Annotated in this window: 14 protein-coding genes; all 14 read right to left on the bottom strand. The window is 68.4% G+C overall.

All coding sequences use genetic code 11. The features are described from left to right. Nucleotides 1-132: 132 nt before the first annotated feature. The 14 genes from O7597_RS10910 to fxlM all read right to left on the bottom strand — a co-directional run bounded on the left by O7597_RS10910 (nt 133) and on the right by fxlM (nt 17,747). The gene (locus O7597_RS10910; protein WP_348650797.1) at nt 133-483 is read right to left on the bottom strand and encodes an Lsr2 family protein; all 351 of its coding nucleotides are present in this window, start codon (nt 481-483) and stop codon (nt 133-135) included. Between the two features lie 463 nt (nt 484-946). Then, on the bottom strand, nt 947-3,802 hold the full coding sequence (locus tag O7597_RS10905) for a TIR-like protein FxsC (protein ID WP_281582669.1): 2,856 nt from the start codon (nt 3,800-3,802) through the stop codon (nt 947-949). 5 nt (nt 3,803-3,807) lie between these two features. Further along, nucleotides 3,808-4,791: a MoxR family ATPase gene (locus O7597_RS10900; RefSeq protein WP_281582668.1), complete on the bottom strand. Its 984-nt coding sequence runs from the start codon at nt 4,789-4,791 to the stop codon at nt 3,808-3,810. Beyond that, nucleotides 4,788-6,671, bottom strand: coding sequence for a trypsin-like peptidase domain-containing protein (locus O7597_RS10895; protein WP_281582667.1), 1,884 nt, complete (start codon nt 6,669-6,671; stop codon nt 4,788-4,790). Before O7597_RS10895 ends, O7597_RS10900 begins: the two co-directional genes overlap by 4 nt. A gap of 13 nt (nt 6,672-6,684) precedes the next feature. Further along, entirely contained in the window at nt 6,685-7,029 is a 345-nt protein-coding gene (locus O7597_RS10890) for a CU044_2847 family protein (RefSeq protein WP_281582666.1), read from the bottom strand. A gap of 603 nt (nt 7,030-7,632) precedes the next feature. Beyond that, on the bottom strand, nt 7,633-7,908 hold the full coding sequence (locus O7597_RS10885) for a hypothetical protein (protein ID WP_281582665.1): 276 nt from the start codon (nt 7,906-7,908) through the stop codon (nt 7,633-7,635). A 21-nt stretch (nt 7,909-7,929) separates the two neighbouring features. Further along, complete coding sequence (locus O7597_RS10880; RefSeq protein WP_281582664.1) at nt 7,930-9,009, bottom strand: asparaginase; 1,080 nt, start codon at nt 9,007-9,009, stop codon at nt 7,930-7,932. A 126-nt stretch (nt 9,010-9,135) separates the two neighbouring features. Continuing rightward, complete coding sequence (locus tag O7597_RS10875; RefSeq protein ID WP_281582663.1) at nt 9,136-10,059, bottom strand: aminoglycoside phosphotransferase family protein; 924 nt, start codon at nt 10,057-10,059, stop codon at nt 9,136-9,138. Further along, nucleotides 10,056-11,480 carry a helix-turn-helix transcriptional regulator gene (locus O7597_RS10870; RefSeq protein ID WP_281582662.1) on the bottom strand — a complete coding sequence of 475 codons (1,425 nt, stop codon included), beginning with the start codon at nt 11,478-11,480 and terminating at the stop codon, nt 10,056-10,058. The genes O7597_RS10875 and O7597_RS10870 overlap by 4 nt, the downstream gene beginning before the upstream one ends. Nucleotides 11,481-11,535: 55 nt before the next feature. Continuing rightward, nucleotides 11,536-12,447, bottom strand: a complete 912-nt coding sequence (locus tag O7597_RS10865; protein WP_281582661.1) for a thiopeptide-type bacteriocin biosynthesis protein — start codon at nt 12,445-12,447, stop codon at nt 11,536-11,538. A gap of 13 nt (nt 12,448-12,460) precedes the next feature. Further along, nucleotides 12,461-13,537, bottom strand: coding sequence for a lanthionine synthetase C family protein (locus O7597_RS10860; protein WP_281582660.1), 1,077 nt, complete (start codon nt 13,535-13,537; stop codon nt 12,461-12,463). Continuing rightward, the gene (locus O7597_RS10855) at nt 13,534-16,272 is read right to left on the bottom strand and encodes a lantibiotic dehydratase (protein ID WP_281582659.1); all 2,739 of its coding nucleotides are present in this window, start codon (nt 16,270-16,272) and stop codon (nt 13,534-13,536) included. Before O7597_RS10855 ends, O7597_RS10860 begins: the two co-directional genes overlap by 4 nt. 76 nt (nt 16,273-16,348) lie before the next feature. After that, nucleotides 16,349-16,495 (bottom strand): FxLD family lanthipeptide, encoded by a 147-nt coding sequence (locus O7597_RS10850; protein WP_281582658.1) that lies wholly within the window; start codon nt 16,493-16,495, stop codon nt 16,349-16,351. Between the two features lie 13 nt (nt 16,496-16,508). Continuing rightward, nucleotides 16,509-17,747, bottom strand: coding sequence for a methyltransferase, FxLD system (fxlM, locus tag O7597_RS10845; RefSeq protein ID WP_281582657.1), 1,239 nt, complete (start codon nt 17,745-17,747; stop codon nt 16,509-16,511). Between the last annotated feature and the right edge of the window lie 405 nt (nt 17,748-18,152).

Raw genomic sequence — 18,152 nt, 5'->3', positions numbered from 1 at the left:
AGGCGCCAACGAGCGCCATAGCGCCAGACCAAACGGTGACTCAACAGCGATCCTGTTCATCCGTCGAGTCGATGCAGGGCTCCTCTGTCAGTCGGGACGGGAGAGCAAGCTGCAACGGATTCCTTGAGCCAGTCAGCGGCCCGCCTTCGCGTGGTACTCATCCACGATCTCCTGTGGAATCCGGCCCCGGTCAGAGATGTCCTTGCCCGCCTTCTTGGCCCACGCCCGGATGGCCTTGTTCTGCTCGCGGTCGACCCCGGCAGAGCCTTGACCACGAGCGGCACGACCACCCACGACCATGCCGCCGCGACCAACCTTCGTGCCATGGGCAACGTACGGAGCGAACACCTCACGCAACCTCGCCGCGTTGCCATCCGAGAGGTCGATTTCGTACTGCACACCATCGAGAGCGAACTTGACGGTCTCGTCCGCGTCTCCGCCATCCAAGTCATCGACCAGCTTATGAATAATCTGCTTCGCCACGTCTGGCACATTCCTCTCGAACAAACAATCCTACGAAGGTTCGAGCACAATAACCTGTCCTGCACTTGCTACGTCAACATGGGCCTCGTGTAACCGCCGCAGTCTCTCTGGCGTTCCAAGACAAGCGCGCCGTGTGCAACCGGTAGCGACTCGTGCGCGAGGCGTCTACGGCGGTGTGTTGGAAACAGGCTCGACACGGCAGCGGTGCGGACGGATCACAAACTGAGGGCCATCCGGACAGCTTCCCAGCCGGGGAGAGTGCTCGACGCACGAATTCGGATGGTGCGACGTGAAGGTTCGTAGATCATGCGGTTGCTGGGTAGCAGATCTGATGGATTGGAGCCGTTGTTGATGCCCAGGTCGGCGCGACCTGCGCGAACGATTTCCCGGTTCCCGTACGATACGCACCCGCACCCGCGCTGAACTCCGGATCGGACAGGCGTCTCGTCTCAGCCATGAACCTCTACTCCTCATGTTCTGGCCTCCACGCTACGAAGGGAACCGCAGGATCCTGCGACGGTTTAGGGAGCCGTTGCAGGCTAAAGATTCGGTTCCGGGCGACATCCAGTACCTCTGAAAGTTCTTCTTCGAAGGCCCGGTGGGTGATGATGTTCGACCGGTAAAGCCCGTCGTCCGAGGTGAACTCGTTGAAGATCCCGCGGCAGGCGCGGGAGAGCGTCTGCCAGTGCTCGCGGGTCTCCGGGTCATCGCGACTGCTAGGCACGAGGACCGCAGTGATGACGCCGGCTCTACGCAGGATCGTCGTCAGTTCGCCAAGCGCCTGCCATCGTTCTGGCAGGCGGGTCATCCAGGCGTCGACGATCAGCACCAGGATCTGGTTGTAGCGGGCGGCCAGCTCGGCGCTGTGCGAAAGCTGGTCCATCTTCACCACTGTGGACTGGTAGCTGTGGTCGGCGGCGATCTCGCGGGCGTAGTCGATGAGCGGCTCCGGCATCGTTGGTCGGTACGGTGCCCACTGCAACGCGTCGTCGCCGTACACCGTGACGTGCTGGCGTATCACGCGCATCTCGTCCCGGTTGGACGCGGCCACGACGAAGTGCACGAGCATCGGGTCGGTGGCGTCCCCGCCGGCGGGGACGCCTGAGACAGCTTCGTGTGGGACGTTCTTCCGGTGGAAGGCGCTCTCGACGGACTGATAGTCGACTGCGCGTACCGGCAGGGTATTGGCCTCCACGCTGGCCACGATCTGGCTGGCCAGCTCGAACACGAAGGTAAGGTAGTCGTCCCTGTGCCGTTGCAGGCGCATCAGCTGCCGGATCCCGAGGCGCCGGTAGAGGTCACCGAGACTGTCGGAGTAGTACTGCAACGGGTGGGCCACCGGGTGGATCCGGTCCGGCTGTGCGGGAATCCACATCAGCGGCTTGATCAGCGAGGCGTCCACCCGCCCCTGGCTTTCGAACCGGGCGGTGCGCTCGGCGAAGAGCTGCCACTCCTGCCCGCACACCCGGCTCTGGAAGTACCTGGGTGTCATCAGCGCAACAAAGGACCGGCAGCTACCGAGCGCCTCGACCAGCTCCTGCGGCCACCGCTCGCCGGGCAGCATGGTCCGGTCGATGAACCCGACCCGTTCGTCTCGGGATAGACCGGCGGTCAGCCGCACATCTGCACTGAGATCCTCGAAGAAGCGTTGGACGAGTGCGTCCTCGTCGCCTCTGGCGTAGCTGAGGAAGAAGTAAAGGGTGCCACCTTCACTTGTTGAAACGGGGGTTTCTGCCTCACGGTCGAGGTGTACCGGCACCGCCGATCCGCTCGACTGGTGCTGCGGTGTCACGAGTGACTGGCTCGGCTGCACCTCGTAGTCTCCGTCTTGGGACGACGGAGACTCGTCCTGCGCGGTAGGTGCCGGGGATAGGCCCAGCTCGTTGATCGCCGCGGGGTCAAGGGTAGCGAAGGTTTCGGCTTCTAACTCAATGGGGCCGCCCATTCCGACGAGAGCGGGAAAGCTGGCTTTCGAGGTGCCGGTGTGTTGGGCGATGTAGTTCGAAATGACGGTGTGGACGAGGAGTTTCTCGCTGGGGCGGAGCTGGCCGTGTAGGGCGTGTCGGATGTCAGGTGGAAATGTGAATGTGTCGTCGCCGGTCTGTGTCAGCAGCCCGCCGAGGATGACTTCGGCGAGTGCAGAGGGGTCAGCGGTGGGCAGGACTAGGTGTTGGACGAGCCGCATGATCGGCAGGGTCAATGGTACGGCGGAGAGGCAGATCGCGAGTTGGTGGGCCGCCGGGGAGGCGTTGGCGAGGAACCTTGCCATTAGCTGCTGGTTGTTGTCCGAATTGCGTTTAGGGTTAGGGTTAGGGTTAGCCGGTGGCGGTGCGGCGACGGCGAGTGACAGGTCGGACGCGGGGCCGGCGACGAGGCGTGCCCAGGAGGCGAGGCCGGTCGACTCAACTCGGAGGACTGGAATCGGCGTGTGGTTGGTGGCGCGTCGGCGACGGTAGGCAACTCGCCATTCGATGTTGGGGGTGCCCGATGTCCGTGTGCTCAGTCGTGCAGGTAGGCAGGGGAGGCCGGTACGGTTCCACATGGCTTCGGGTAGGGCGTGCAGGACGGCGACAGGGCCCGTACGTGCCCAGTCGGTGAGGGCTGCTGTGGCTTCACCGGCATGCCAGGCATTGGCAGATCCGTCGGTGAGGACAATGAACAGTCGGCGGCGCGCTGGGTCGATCAGTTCGCGATGACTGCGGGCGGCGGCGCCTAGGCGAGGTTGTAGGGCGACGCGGTCGGTTGTGGTGGTCAGCCACCATGTTTGGATGTCACGGAAGGCGCCGGTCCGGGTTAGCACGGCGCGCAAATCGTTGATCATCGGGCGCCATAGCCGCATGGCTGGTGCGGCGTCGACGGCCAGAACAACATCGAACCAGCGTTCGGGTTCCGGGCGCAGCACCGGTGCTCGCACGCCGGTGCGCGCAATGAAGGTGGCGGTGGCGTCTTCGTCGAGGATCCGGCGGTGACGGGAAGGCCTGTAGCGGCGCAGGGGCCGTAGTGCGCGTAGGACCTCCGGCCGGCGGAGAATTCCAGGCAAGGCCGGTATCCGGACAGGGTGGCCCCGCAGCGGGGTACCAGATGTCGTCGCGGCGGTGGCTAGCGGGACCGGTGGCTGTTGGGCAGCCGTATCGGCCGGTGCTGCGTCAGCGACTGTGCTGTCGGGTGAGACTGGAGGCGGCTGCCTGACTAGCCGGGCGTCGGTGGTCAGTGGTGGAGCGGTCAGGTGCTCGGCCAGCCAGATAGCTTCAGCGAGTTCCCGCGCGGTGGGCTGGATATCAGCCCGGTGCAGCAGCTGGGAGAGACGGTGGATGGACATGACGGTCAGTCGGGAACGTTGAGGTGTCGCAGGATCAGGTCGGCCAGTTCGCTGCGGTCATTAGCGTGCGTGACGTCGCTGTGCATGGTCACGAAGATGGCATTGAGGAGTTGGTCGGTGGCCAGCTCTCCCGTGGTGCGCTGTTGAAGGAAGCGATTGACGATGTCGGTGCTCGCGGCGAGGGCCTCTGCGCCGAGGTGGGAGCGCACGATCGCTTCCAGATGTTGGTGATCGGGTTCGGTGATGTCCAGTCGAACGCATCGGCGAAGGAAGGCGGGTGGGAAGTCCCGCTCGCCGTTGCTGGTCATGACGACGATCGGGAAGGCCCGGCAACGTACGGTGCCGTGGTTGATGCGCACTGGGGCGCTGGCGTGTTCTATGCCGACTTCAACCTCGTTGTCGGTGTCGGCGATGCGGACCAGCTCCGGAATCCGGAACTCGCCTTCTTCGAGCACGTTGAGTAGATCGTTGGGCAGGTCGACGTCGCTTTTGTCGATCTCGTCGATGAGCAGGACACGGGGGCGTTCGTAGGGAAGCAGAGCGGCGCCGAGCGGGCCGAGTTGCAGGTAGCGGCCAATACTGGCGGGCGACTGGCCAGGCTGGAGGTTGGCGTCCTGCAGGCGGGCGATTGCGTCGTAACGGTACAGACCGTCCTGCAGGGTGCTCCGGCTGGTGATCGGCCAGCGGAGAACAGGGGACAGTTTCAGTTCGTGGGCTATGGCGTAGGCGAGGGCGGACTTACCGGTGCCTGGCCGGCCGGTGACCAGCAGGGGACGTCGGAGCAGGAGCGCGACGTTGACCAGCTCGATCTCTCGGCCGTGGGCCTGGTAGGTGCGGGCGCGTTCCAGCTCGTTGGGATAGTCGGCGGCCCAATTGTCGTGGTAGGGGTGTTCCACTATCGGCTGACCCCTGAACTGGCGCCACGGCGGCGCTGGCGGCATGTCCCAGTCGTGGGGCTCGCCGTTGCCGCGGAAGATCTGTCCCGTCATGGCGAGGGCTCCAAGGGTTGATAGGGCGGTTGTCGGATGGGTGCCAGTGGGCAGATCGTCCGGGTTGGATCGTCGTAGAGCAGCACCACACCGTGACAATCGCGGTCGGTGGGATCGGGACACTGGCTGGCAATCCGGTTACGTAACAGGCGGACCGCCTCCGGGAGGTCGCTGACCTCGCCGTCGGTCAGGATGGCGCGCGACGCCTCGTAAAAGCGCTGCCCCGTGCAGTCCGGGTGGGCGGCAGCATGGTCGTGTTCGGGACAGGCGCCGCGTCGCCACAGCCCGATCGGCAGACCAGACTCCAATGCCACCCGCAGCATGTCGATGGCTGGGGCGTACGAGGAGGGCTGCCGGGTCAGCGCGATGACGCTGGTCTGCGGCCGCTGTTCGAGTTCGGCGGAGAACTCGATCTGCGAAAGGTGTTCACGGCAAGTAATCCAGCGGACGTCTACTGGGCTGGTGGACGTCGCGTGCCAACGTCGCTGCCAGTCATGCCAGGTGAGCTCGTCGGCTTGGCGGTCGTAATCACGCAGCACGGTCCGGTACTTGCGTCCCAGGGTCAAGTAGGGCCTGGTCGGTGTCAGTTCGTCAAAGGGCTCATCGAACAGCTCCACCGGCACCACAAACTCGATTAAAGGGCTGCCGCCCAGCCAGGACAGCGCGTACCGCAGTTGCTCGCTGACTGCTTGCATGACGTCGGTCAAAGTGTGCACAGCGTCGGGATCCTGGTAGAACACCTGGTGACCACGTGCAGTGTCCTGCACTGTCACTGTAAGCCGGAACCGTTGCGCTTGAGCGCTGCCCGGCACGATCTGTATGGATACGACACCCCCGTGGCCTTCGATGAAGGCCATGGTTTGACGTAGCGACTGCAACTGCTCTATTTGTCGGTGACGGGCGGCGAACGCGGTGATCCAGTCATGCAACTCCTGCCGCACTGTCTGCGGTGCTGCGCGGACCAGGTGGTGCGCCATCTCCACCACAGACCAAACGACCTGCGCGGGTGGACCTGCGTTGTCCAACAGGGCATAAAGCAGATCTCGATACGCTGTCAATAGATTGGCCGGAGGGCGGTTGTCCGCGCAGAAGCGCCCGTATATCCGTAGCAGCCCATCCTGGGTGGGTGGAGCTAGTTCGGCCACTAGGCCGAGGAACTGGGCTTCCTCGGTTGGCAGGACGAGACGGTCAACTGCCCGTCCGCGGTGCCGTGGCCACGCTGGACGTCGATGATGGAATCGGTCGTGCGCCGCCAGCAGGTCATGTCGGCGGTGTTGCCCCGGCTGAGCAGGCAGCTGGCGTAGTGCGTCGATGGGGACGAGATAGCCGCCGCGGTCGGCGCCCTCACCTACGGTGGTGGTGACGATCCCACACACCGCGCCCACGTCTAGGTCGAGTACCGGGCCGCCGGACATTCCAGGCACGACCTCTAAACCCGCGAACTGCCACAGACGGCCATTGCCGAACTCGTGCCACCCACCCAGGTGAGCGTCGGCCGCTCGCAGCCGTAGTCCTTCGCCGAGGGTGGCCGAATGGCCGAGCACCAGCAGATCGCCGGTCGGTGGTGCCTCGGAAAGCCAGGCGCAGGGATGACTTGGTGGCTCTGTCACCTGGATGATCGCCAGGTCAGGATAGGGCCACAGGTTGCCGTACCCGTCTTGCGGCGTACGGTCGGTGACTGTCCCCGTCAGCACCTGCCCATGCCAACCGACCTCGACCTTCATGCCCACATCCGGAACGACGTGCGCACAGGTCAACACCGCACCAGGAGCGATCCACGTGCCCGAGCCGCCCTGCTCCGATCCCTCCCCGACGTCGACCCCGACCCGTACGCAGCAGTCAGCGGCAAGATCACGGAGCCCGCTATCTCGATCGGTCACTGCCAGCTACCAATCAGGTTGTTGCGGATGCCGGACCGATCGCTGCATGGTCAGCCTGCCCTTTCCAGGTCAGCGTGACCTTGACACTCGCGGTGGCTCCCGCCTCCGCCAGCACACTCGTCAATCTGCCCGCCTTCAGGGCAAGCTCCAGACCAAACTCCACCTGCAACTCATCCGGAACCAGCTCATCGACAGCCTCTCGCAAGCATGCCGAGACACCTCGCACCGTACGACGCAGGTCCTCGATGTCCAACCGACGCAGCGTGTTGGCCGCGACGTTCGCCGCACCATCAACGGCGACCATCGCCCAGATGACCTCACCCGTCGGCAATTCCACCTGAATCGACCTGCTGCTCATCCCCGCCTCCGCAGCTCCACAATGCACACATGCTCTTTAGTGACCGTGACGTTACAGTCACCCGGGCTGGTTACGCATGAGCCATCAGCCGGGTTGTTTCACCCCAGTTGGCCGACCTCTGCCAGCCGTGCAAGCCGCGACCACCAGGAGCCGTAGCTTGGGTCCGACGCTGGCGGCGCGCTGGGCCGATCAGATTAGGCGAGGGCGGCCGCACGGTAGTCAAGAAAGGATCCATCCTGGCGTCGAGGTCTGTCATCCCGTTGCCGAGGACTTCGCCACCCAGCCCGCCGCCGCCGTGTGCGCACGCGGCTCCGAACCGCTGTGCGGCGGTCACGCGAGTACGGCACTCACCGCCCGTGAATCAGTAACATCCAGCGGCCTACCCGCTGCCGTCAACCGCCGATCCATCGAGGGGAGCTGAGGGGCCAACCCCGGCTCGGTGTCGTCACCCTTGGGCGAACTTCAGTTGCGGCACGTCGTACAGGTCGGTGTTCGGGTGTCGGTACATCGTGGGTGAGGTGATCTCGATGATGAGCATCTCGGTGAGGAACTGGACGGTGGCGTCGAGGAGGTGGCTGGTGTGGGCGGTGGCGCTGTGTTCCTTCAGGCCGACGGTGATGTGGATGTGGGGGGTGATCGTTTGGGTGGTGTCGTCCAGGCGATGGTGCCGCCGCCGAGGGCTTCGATGTTGGTGAGGTCGACGTGTGACCAGACGGGGGCGTCGGGGTTGTCGAGTCTTTGGCAGGTGCCGACGATCTTCGTGGTGGACACGCCGGCGATGAACATGGGGATGTAGCCCTGGCGGATGCCGTGGGTGTGGCAGGCGTCGGTGAGTGCGGTGAAGAAGTCGTCGCCGTGGTCGAAGACGACGCCGATCATGCGGCCAGGGTGAGGTCGTGGCTATGCATCCGTCGTGCTCGTTCCCGTGGGCTGGTGGACAGTGGTGGGCCAGGGCCAGGCGGTGGGGTCGGTAAGTCCGCCGGCGGTGGTGATCGCGGTGGCGATGTCCTCGGGTTTCGCGGCCGCCGCGAGGAGGGTGTGCAGCAGGATGCGGGCTTTGTAGGGGTGTAGCCAGCCGGCGGGGATGAGGCCGCGTGCGATGAGGTCCTGTTCGGAGCCGGGGAAGCCGTAGGTCTGGGTGAGGGTGGGCCCGGCGGGGGTGCGAGAGGCGAGGACGACGGGGATGCGTGCGGCGAGGGTGGTGAGGGTGCCGATGAGGGGTTCGGGGACGTGGCCGACGCCGAAGCCGGCGACGACGAGCCCGTCAACGAGAGCGCCGATGGCGTCGAGGACGGTCGGGTCGTCGTCGAGGGTGACCGTGTGCAGGGCGACGCCCGTCTGGGTGGTGGGGTTCGGCGGGGGGACGGTCAGCCGGTACGGCAGTCGGGTCAGCATCCGTACGGTGCCTTCCAGGACGTAGCCGAGGGGGCCGGTGTCGGGTGAGCGAAAGGTGACGGCGCTGGTGGAGTGGGTTTTGGTGACCCAGCGGGCGGCGTGGATCTCGTCGGCGAAGACGACGAGACAGCCGTGGTTCCGGGTGTGGGGTGAGGCGGCGGTGTGGAGGGCGGCGAGGATGTTGGCGGGTCCGTCGGCGCCGGCGAGGGTGGGGTTGCGCATCGCGCCGGTGACCACGAGGGGTTCGGGCCGGTGGTGGAGCAGGTCGAGCAGGTAGGCGGTTTCCTCGATCGTGTCGGTGCCCTGGGTGACCACAACCCCATCCGCACCGCCAGCGAAGGCGTCGGCTGCGGCGGCCGCGAGTTCGGTGAGGTCGGCGATGGTCAGGGACGCGCCGGGACGGCGCCGGAAGTCGACCACCTCGATGTCGATGCCCGCGTCGGCGAGCCCGGGCACGGCGTCGACGAGCTGCTGGGTGGACAGGGTGGGGCTGACCGCGCCGCCGGTGTTGCTGGTCATGGCGATGGTGCCGCCGAGGCCGAACACGACCACCTTGGGTGCGGACGTTGTCGAGGTCGAGGGCACCGGAACTCCTCCAAGATGTACGGCGATCGTGGTGATGCGGCGAGCCTGTTGGGGACGGCTTGTCGACGGGAGGCGTCCCGCGCCCAGCGCATCTGGTTCGATCCGGTCGTCCTAGCCTGGGATGGGCTATAGGTCGGCGAACGGGGTCCAGCGTGCGGTGTCATTGCGTTGTTGGATGGACCGTAGTCGGACCGCGAACTCGCGTGCGACGTGTGGTCCTGAGGCGAGGAGCGGGACGGCGGCGACGACCATCTTCAGTTCCCGGGCGTCCCTGAGGAGCGGCCACGCTGGGTCGGTGGTGACGTCGTATCCGTAGGCGGCGGCGAGGCGCTGGTGGGCGCCGGGGCGGCGGAAGCGGACTTCACCGACAGGGACGGCGACGAGGTCCGCCTGCCAGGGGCCAAGGCAGGTGGCGTCGAAGTCGCACAGCACGGGGCGGCCGTCGTGGCGACGGAGCAGGTTCCCGACGTGAGCGTCACCGTGGACCAGCCGGGCTGGTGTCTGCTGGTGGAGCTCAGCGATCTGGGGGTCGAGTCGGTCGCACCAGTCGAGGAGGAACTGACGGTCGGAGTCGGACAGGGCCTCGGCGTCGGTGAGGCGGGCGCGGGCGTCACCGACCGGGTTCCATACCGGGAGTGGCAGGTCGGCAGGTTCGAGTTGGTGGAAGAGGCGTAGCACTGCGCCGAGGTCGGTCACCTCCGGTGCGGGCGGTTGGGGCGGCAGGTAGGTCCAGATGGTGGCGTGAAGCCCGTTGACCGCGATCGGTTGTTCGTGGCCGGGGGCGAGTCGGATGGTGGGTGCGTCGATCTGGGCGAACCAGCGGCCGAGGGCGGCTACCTTGACGACCCGGTCGTGGAGGCGTCGGGAGCGGGTGATCCGGATGACGATGCCAGCGTCGGGGATGGCGAACACGGCGTTGTTGGTCAGCCGCAGCAGCCGCAGATTGTCGCTGTCGACGCCGAGTCGTGCCGCTATGTGCTGTGCGGCCTGCCGCATGGTGGCTTCGCCGTATCGGCCGCCGGGCTCGGGGTTGTTCGTGCCGTTGGTCATGCGGCCGGCGGGGGAATGCGGGTGATGGTGTGTCGGAAGTCGGCGAGACGGCTGTGGCGGGTGTCCGGGGGGATGTCGCGGGAGAGGTTGCGGACGCGGTCTCGGACTCGTCGCGAGGTCAGGTGCCGTTCGTGGTGGATCACGTCGGTGCCGACGGCGATGGCCTGGTCCGGTTCGCCGGCAGGAGCGAGCGCGCTGCACAGACCGATCTTGTTGAGCACCGTGCTGCGCACATTCTGCGGGCCGAACGTGCTGATCGCAGCTTGGGTCCATTCCACGGCGGTATCGGCGTGGCGGTGGTCGTGGCGGGCGAGGTCGCGGTGCACCCGGCCGTACTGGGCGAGTAGTTCGCCGCGCTCGTAGAAGCGCATCCAGGCTGGCTCCTGGTCGGGATCGATGTCCTCGAAGTGGCTGCGGGCGTGCTGCAGGGCGGTGGTCGCGGCGGAGTGCTCGCCGACTGCGGCCAGGGAGGCGGCCTCGGTGCCGCGCAGCATGGCCAGCAGGGCGGGTGTGGCGTCGGAGCCCAAGGCGTCGTAGGCGAGGCGGATGGTGGCGAGGGCGTCGTGGTTGTGGCGCAGGTGCTGGAACTGGCGAGCCTGGCAGTAGCGGATCCGCGCGGCGAGTTGTCGGTCGCCCACGGTGACGGCGGTGCGTTCGGCGGCGAGCCAGTGGCGACCGGCGTCGCTGTGTCGCCCGGCGTCGAACGCGGTCCAGCCGGCCAGCTGCCGGGCACCGGCAACCGCCGTGGCGAGGCTGCTGGCCCATCGGCCCGCGTCGGCTTGGTGGAGCAGGACGGAGGTGGCTTCGGCGAAGCGGCCGACCTCGGCACACAACGCGCCGCCGCCGATCTCGTAGTCGACCGATCGGTACAGCGTGGTGACGGCTTCAATGCGGGCGACGTCACTAGCACCGACGCGCCGACCCACCCCACTCACCGTCAGGCCCAGCAGCCCGGAACCGGCGACGACACCGGCGATCGACGCCAACAGACTGCGCCGCTGCATGTCGACGCCGGTTGTGTCGACGCGATGATCGTCGCGTGCCGGCGCGCCCCCGTCTAGGAGGTCAGCGTCGGGGTCGTCGGCCATCGTTCCTCCGTCCATCGCCGTTACCCAGCGTGCGCGGCGTGCGGCCTCGGCCTTCTCGGTACGGTGTCTGGTCTCGAGTCGGCGGTAGGTGTCATAGGCGGCGATGAGTTCGCCTTGGGCGTTGAGGAGTGACTCGCATTGCCGCCAGAAGACCCGGTCCACCACCTGATGGCCGCGCTCGACCATGGCAACGGTGCTGCGGCTGCTGCGGACCTGCCGTGCGAGATCACTCTGGATGAGTTGGCGTGCCTTACGCCAGCTGGCGAGCTTGCGGCCGAGCTCCTGCCGCGCTTCCTGGAGCTGCTGGCGGTCGATCATGAGCTGCCTACCCATCTGGAGACTGTCGCCCCGGGCGCGGCGGCAGTGTTCGACGCACGGCAAGCCGACACTAACGAATCGCAGTCGACATCGGCTGGCTCGCCTCACCGTGCTGAGCACTCGCTGAGGCAGACACGTCGCCACCAGGTGCCTCGAAGTCTGCTGACGGCGTCGCGGGAGGCAGCGGCCCCTTGACCTGGCCCGGCCAGTGCTCACCCGCGGGCACCGGAGGGACGCCGAAGATGGCTTCGGTGGCGGCGTGGGCGAGCGTGGACTGGGTGGTGGCGGGTATCCCGATCCTGTTCCAGTGGAAGATCACGTGTTCGGCGATGACCGCGCGCACACCGCGGGTGAGCTTTCCCGTTTCGCGTAGGCGGTGCAGGGCTGTGCCGGTGGTCTCGAAGGCGGCCTGCCAGTCGCCGGGTGTGCGGGCGGTGCCGAGGAGCAGGTGACGGACCTTGCCCGTGAACGACTCCCAGGTATCGGCGTCGGGTGCGGGCCGTTGGTGGGGTTGTGCGGTGCGGCGGTGGGCGAGGCGTGCCCAGACGTCGCCTTGTTCGTTGAGGTCGAGCCCGGCGGCGCGCATGAGTGCGGTGCACAGGACCAGGGAGCGTTCCCGCCGGTCGGTGGGCTGGTCGTGGAGGTAGGTGAGCAGGTGACGGCTGTCGTGGTGGAACAGCGTGTGGGCGGTGTCCATCCCCTGGGGGCCGCCGAAGGTGTGGATTTCGGGTTCGTAGATGTCGCCGCTCCAGGCGCATCCCTCGGTGAGCAGCTCGATCAGCGGCTGAGGGCCGGTGGGCGTGGTGGGTAGGTAGCGGATGCGCCACGGTCCTTTGCGGATGAACCACCAAGCGCTGATCAGGCCGGCGGTTTCGGCGGCGGGTAGTACGCGGCTGAGGTGCGTTACCGCCTGCTGTTCGCGGTCGTGGCGGCTGCGGCCGGGGTAGCTGATGGTCACGTGCTGCCAGGCGGTTCGACTCATGGCGGGGCCCCTTTCAGGTGAGCAGGAGGCAGGCGTCCCACCCGGTGGCGGTGGTCGCGGCGGTGGTGAGGCGGCAGCCGGTGGTGCCGTCGAGAAACCCGGCAGGTTCGTCGGCGACGGGCGCGGCGTTCTGGTGCAGGCGTGCCAGGTCCGTGAGGGGTGTGGGGGTGAGGGCGTCGGCGGCGATGCGTCGGCCGGTGGCCAGCAGGCCAGCGGTGCCGTGGCAGAGGCTGCGGTCGGTGAGCCGCCGCAGTTGTGCGGGGTCGGTGACGCAGGTGGTGAACGCGGTTTCGGCGAGGCGTTGGCGGGTGGTGTCGTGCAGGGCGAGGGCGGCCAGTTGGTGGGCACGGGCGATGCCGGGTGTGCCGTAGCACCAGGACGGGCGCCCCGGCTGGTGTGGGGCCGGTACGCCGCGGTGCAGGTCGTCGAGGGTGAGGGTTTGCGGCCACCAGATGCCGGTTTCGGTGTGCTGTTGCCAGGTGTCCAGCCACCGGCAGATGCGGGTGATCGCAGTGGTGTGTCCGTCGACGGTGATGCCGTCGCGGTGGGTGAGGGCGAGCAGCGCGAGGGGGCCGGTGATGCCGTGGGCGATGCCGTGGTTGGCGTGCCCTCCTGGTGGGGGTGGCTGGTGGCGGTGGGGTCCGTTGGCGCACCACCAGCCGGGCAGGTCACCGACGGGTTCGGTGAGCCGGACCAGATAGTCCAGGACGTGGCGGAGCAGGACGTGGTCGCCGAGGCGGCGTAGGACGACGCCGAGGCCGGTCAGGCCGCGGATGAGGTCGTACTCGGCGTAGTGGGGCTGCTGGCGGGAGTCGATGCGGCGGTGCGCCGTCTGCAGCCGCCGGTGGGTGACGGTGGCGGTGCCCGTGGCGGCGATTGTTCGTGCGCGGGTGAGGCCGGGTTCGTGGCAGGTGGCGAGGACGAAGGCGAGGGCGGGGGCGCCGTAGAAGAGGCTGGCGCCGGCGGCGATGCTGACGCCGTGGGCGGTGGCCTTGCGCAGGGCGGCGTACGCGGCGGCCCGGTTGCCGGTTTCCAGGTGCAGCAGGGCGACGCCGGCCGCGCCGTCGGCGAGGGACTGCCCGGTGGTCATGCCGGTGCCGGTCGGGTGCGGGCGATGGTGCGGGCCAGGCGCAGGCAGTGCCGTTCGGAGGCGAGGTCGACGCCGATCATGCGGGCGTGGTGCAGGTGCAGCAGGTCGGCCAGCACCTGGTCGAGGTCGAGACCGTCGACGGCGGCCAGATCCCGGTAGGCGGCGACTGCTGCTGCCAGGTCGCCGTCGCGGTGCGGGGTGCGGGCGAGGTCGAGCTGGGCGGGGTCGAGGCGTGAGCCGCGGTGGTGGGGGACGTGGTCGGCGAGCCAGCGCAGCCCGTGACCGGTGAACGCGTCGACGATGGCGATCATGCCGGCGGCGGTGCGGGCCTGCCGGTCACCGGTCAGCCGCCGCAGGACAGTGCGGGAGTCGGCGGCGAACACCGCCTCCGCAGCCGTGAGGGTGTGTCCGGTGCCATGGCGGGTTTCGGGCCGGTAGGTGTGCAGGCTGTAGTCGTGCACCACACCGTCGCCCTCCAACCGCTGCACCCATTCGGCGAGGGTCCTGGCGGTGACAGTGAACTGGCCTGCGTCGCCCAGGGGGATGCGCAGCCGCAGGTGAGGTTCCGGGTCGGGGTAGCGCAGGAACCACCAGCCCGCCGGCAGCAGCGGCGCGGTCCGGCGGGCGAGGTCGATGACGATGTCGTCGACCCGCCCGGACAGGTGGCCCTCCAGCCACGACGACTGCCCGGGCCGATGCCGCACCGTGCACGCCTCCCGGGCAGGTCGAGGCGGACTGGCCGGTGGGGTGTGGGTGAGGGTGAGCAGCAGTTCGGCAGGCCGGTTGTCGATCCAGCCGGCTGGTCCCGGGGCCTCGGTGACGACCGTGCGAGCCTGCCGCTGCAGGTGCCCGCGTAGCACCGCCAGGTGGGCGTTGTCGTTCAGGTCCAGGCGCAGCTGCACGTCGTCGGCGCCGACCAGGATCTCGTCTGACAGCTGGCGGCGTTCGCGCCACCGCTGCCAGGCATCACGCCACCGCGGCCACGCCACACCCCGAGGGAGAACCGACTGGTCGATGAGCCAGCGGGCGGGATGCAGGATGCTGCGTCCGCGTCGCACGCGGGGCAGGAACGGCAGATCGGCGGCGTGTCCCCAGTCGAATCTGCCGCACGGTGCCGCCCACGCGGTCCCAATCTCGGTCAGGAACCGCACCAGCGGCTGCTGCAGACCCGGGAGCAGCACACTGTTGAGCAGCAGCGGCTCGACCGGCCGCCCGCTGAGGCGCGACACCAGCCACAGCCGCTGTCCGTCGCCGGTCACCGCCAGGTCCGTCACCGTGAACGGCGGGTCAGGATGGAAATCGCCGACGGGCAGGACGGGCAACACCTCGGCAGTGCGGGCAACCGCAGCCAGGTGAGCGTCCAGCGGCGGCCCGGACACCTGCACCGCGACCGCGCCGGGCAGGACCGTCGGCAGGTTCCGGTAGACGTCCTGGAAACAGGCCCGTTCGGCGGGGGTGAGCAGGTGCAGGAACCGGCCGGCGGACACCCCGGCGTGACGGGATCCGCTGAGCACCGTCAACGCGAACCTGCCTCGATCCACGTCTTGCGGGGTTGCGGCGGCGAGGGTGAACCGCAGCTCGGTGTGCGGGACCGGCGGCCGATCATCGCCGTCCCGGAGGCGGCCGATCAGGGCGTCATCGAGGATCACCTCCGCGCCGCCGTCCAGCGCCGACTGCTGGGCCAGCTGCCCGAGCAGCCGGTCCCGACCGGTGACCAGCGCCGGTGCGCGCCGAGTGGAGCCGCGGTAGCCGGCGGGAAAGCCCAGCACGGTCAGCACCTCGCGCACCGGCACGGCCGCACCCGGACCCCACCGCTGGATGAACGCCCGGTGGTACTCCACCCACCCCCGCATCCGCGGCGCGACCGTCGTCAGCGTCGCCGCAGCCCGGCCGGCCTCCCGCAGCACCGCCGGCGGCAGCGTCACCGACACATCGACACGCAGATCCACCGCGACCTGATCGCCGGGGTTGGGTAGCGGGGCGTGGCGGGCCAGGTGAGCGGCGGGGTCGGTGACGGTCATCGCCGGCCGCACCGCCGACAGCAACACCCCAGCACCGACCAGCGAACCCAGCATGCGCTCGGCCGCGCCGATCCTGGCCGGCTCCGGCCCGGCGACCTTGGTGGCAAGGTCACCGAACGCGATCGGGGAATCCGCCGCGTGCAGTGCCGCCCGCACCGGCCCGGTCAGGCGGACCTCGACGTCCCACCGGCGGTCGCCGTCGGCGCGGGCGCAGGGCAGCACCCACACCTCACCGCGCTGGTAGCCCACCGCGTTCGTCACCACCGCCACACCGCGCAGCACCCTCAGGTCCTGCTCGACCCGGGCGGTGTGCGCGGCGATGAACCGCCCGTCCGGCCGGACGACCCTCCGGTGCGCCTCGCCGCAGCGAACCGACGCCCGGGCACCGAAGTCGACCGGGGCTACCCCGGCAAAGGTGCCGAACGGTGTCGCCCGGCCGGTCCACCGCAGCACATACCGCACCATCGACTCAACGAGGCGCCGCAACCGATCCGGATCAGCAGGCTCGCCGGTCACCGCCCGGGTGACCTGCTCGCACAGGTGCGGGGAGGCGCAGGCGACGGCCTCCGCGAACCCCGGCAGCGCCCACACACTGGTCAGCCACTGCCGCCACTGCTCCGGTCGCTGCGCGGTCAGGTCGGGCCACGCGGGCAGGGTCAGACCGCTCGGGTAGGCGGCGACTCGGATCAACGCCGCACCAGCCGCAGGAAACACGCTGCACCACCGAAAACAAGGGGAAGGGGCCCGGTGTCGGCGGACACCGGGCCCCGACAGAGGGTGCGGACAGGGGTTACTTGCTGCCGCCGGAGCAGGCGTTGGAGCCCGTGTTACCGGAGCCGCAGTTGTCGTCGGTGCTGGTGGCGTACCCACCGGCGGCGGGGCCGGCGTCCACCAGCGTGATGTCCAGGTCGAACTCGTCGAGGTCCGTGGTCTCCACTCGCTGTGCCTTCCTATGCGGGGGTGAAGGTGAGGACGAGGCGGCTGTGCCGCTTGTCCAGCACCGTCCCGGCCGGCAGGTCGCCGTCGGGAGTCCGTGCGGGCAGCACGTGCAGCACCGGAGCCGGTTCGCCGCCGTCCACCCACGCCCGCATGTGCGCCACCATCCGCCCTGCCGCGCCGGCGGCGTCCGGTCCGTGGGCACACGCGCCAAGGTCGAACATGTCATCGGTCCAGCGCAGCGCCGACCGGTAGACGAACGTGCCCCCATGCAAGCCTGCGGGCGTGCCGAACCGCCACGCCGGAGCGACGACGCCGGCGTCGACGGCCTCCTGCTGCGCCGCAAGCACCACGAACTGATCCACCTCGGCGGCAAGACGCGCCGCCAGCCACAAGTCCAGATCAGCCAGGACCGTCCGAGGCGGCAAACTCACTCCCGCCCACGCCTGCTCCCGCGGCCGCGACAACAGCCCACCCACCAGGTTCGGGCTGACCTGCTGACCCTCATCCAGCCGCAGATGCACACCGTCGGCGACGTCGATGTACCGCACGTCATGGGCTCCGGCGCCTTGCATCGCCACGAACCCACACAGGCGCTGGCTGAGGCTGACCAGCCGGTCACCGCCACGACGCAGCGCCCACGACCGGGTCATCCCGAACGTCCGCAACGGCACCACCAACACGCCGCCCTCGACCAGCTGACCGGTCCACGCCGCCGGGATGTCCCACGCACCAACGGTCACGATGATCAGGTCGAAGCAGGGATCCGGAACCAGCGGCTGCTCGGCGTCGGCGCACACCACGGTGACGTCGCCGTACCCCGCCGCCGTCAGACACGCCACCGCACGCTCGGTCACCTCCGGGTCGATGTCCACGCTCGTCACCGACCCCGACTCACCGACTAACTCGCGCAGCAGAGACGCGTTGTAGCCACCCGAGCCGATCTCCAACACATGCCGGCCCGCCAACCCGTCATCGAGAGCGTCGACCGCCTGACCTAGCATCTCCGCGATCAACCACGGCGCCGACACCGAACTGACGGTCTCCTCGCCGCGCCGCTTCGTGACCACCGCACTATCGCCGCGGTATGCCTCCTCGACCGCCACGCCCGGCGTGAACACCTCGCGAGGCACCGTCCGCAGCGCCGCCTCCACCTCGGGCTGCATCACCAGCCCTTTCGCCTCATGATCAGCGACCAGTTGGTCGACCATCGCGTTCCGGAGGCCTTCGCCGCTTACCGTGCCGACACTCATTGCTGTCACTCTTCCTATCCGCCAGGGTCGTCCCATCGAACGACCCGCTCTTCCCTCTGGTCCTGCGGCTCGCAGGGCGGCCTCGGGGGTATAGATCCCTATGAGCCGCAGGGCTCCAGCGTTCGTGGGACCGGGCGCGCCGGCCGGTCAATCACCTGGACCATCGCGGTAAATGCGTTGCGTCAGGTCTAACGTCGCCTCAGTTCAGCGCGTATTCGGGGTCGGTTGGCCGCCGATCGGGGGAAGCGACGACCAACCGACCAGCACCACCGGGGCAACAGGTGGCGGTCCCACCGGAAGGCGCAGATACCTCTTGGCTAATCACGGGCCCGGGGTTGCGCGGATCATCAAGGGACCGGGATACGGGATCCATGAGGTGAACTCCTTCCGTGGACGAAGCCGACG

This window comes from Verrucosispora sp. WMMC514, assembly GCF_027497295.1.
GTDB lineage: Bacteria > Actinomycetota > Actinomycetes > Mycobacteriales > Micromonosporaceae > Micromonospora > Micromonospora palythoicola.
This window is presented reverse-complemented; position numbering and strand designations above follow the sequence as displayed.

Bases quoted from the DNA above. Each gene is read 5' to 3' on its own strand.
- O7597_RS10905 (WP_281582669.1), bottom strand. From the start codon at position 3,802: ATGTCCATCCACCGTCTCTCCCAGCTGCTGCACCGGGCTGATATCCAG.
- O7597_RS10900 (WP_281582668.1), bottom strand. From the start codon at position 4,791: ATGACGGGACAGATCTTCCGCGGCAACGGCGAGCCCCACGACTGGGAC.
- O7597_RS10890 (WP_281582666.1), bottom strand. From the start codon at position 7,029: ATGAGCAGCAGGTCGATTCAGGTGGAATTGCCGACGGGTGAGGTCATC.
- O7597_RS10885 (WP_281582665.1), bottom strand. From the start codon at position 7,908: ATGATCGGCGTCGTCTTCGACCACGGCGACGACTTCTTCACCGCACTC.
- O7597_RS10875 (WP_281582663.1), bottom strand. From the start codon at position 10,059: ATGACCAACGGCACGAACAACCCCGAGCCCGGCGGCCGATACGGCGAA.
- O7597_RS10870 (WP_281582662.1), bottom strand. From the start codon at position 11,480: ATGGGTAGGCAGCTCATGATCGACCGCCAGCAGCTCCAGGAAGCGCGG.
- O7597_RS10865 (WP_281582661.1), bottom strand. From the start codon at position 12,447: ATGAGTCGAACCGCCTGGCAGCACGTGACCATCAGCTACCCCGGCCGC.
- O7597_RS10860 (WP_281582660.1), bottom strand. From the start codon at position 13,537: ATGACCACCGGGCAGTCCCTCGCCGACGGCGCGGCCGGCGTCGCCCTG.
- fxlM (WP_281582657.1), bottom strand. From the start codon at position 17,747: ATGAGTGTCGGCACGGTAAGCGGCGAAGGCCTCCGGAACGCGATGGTC.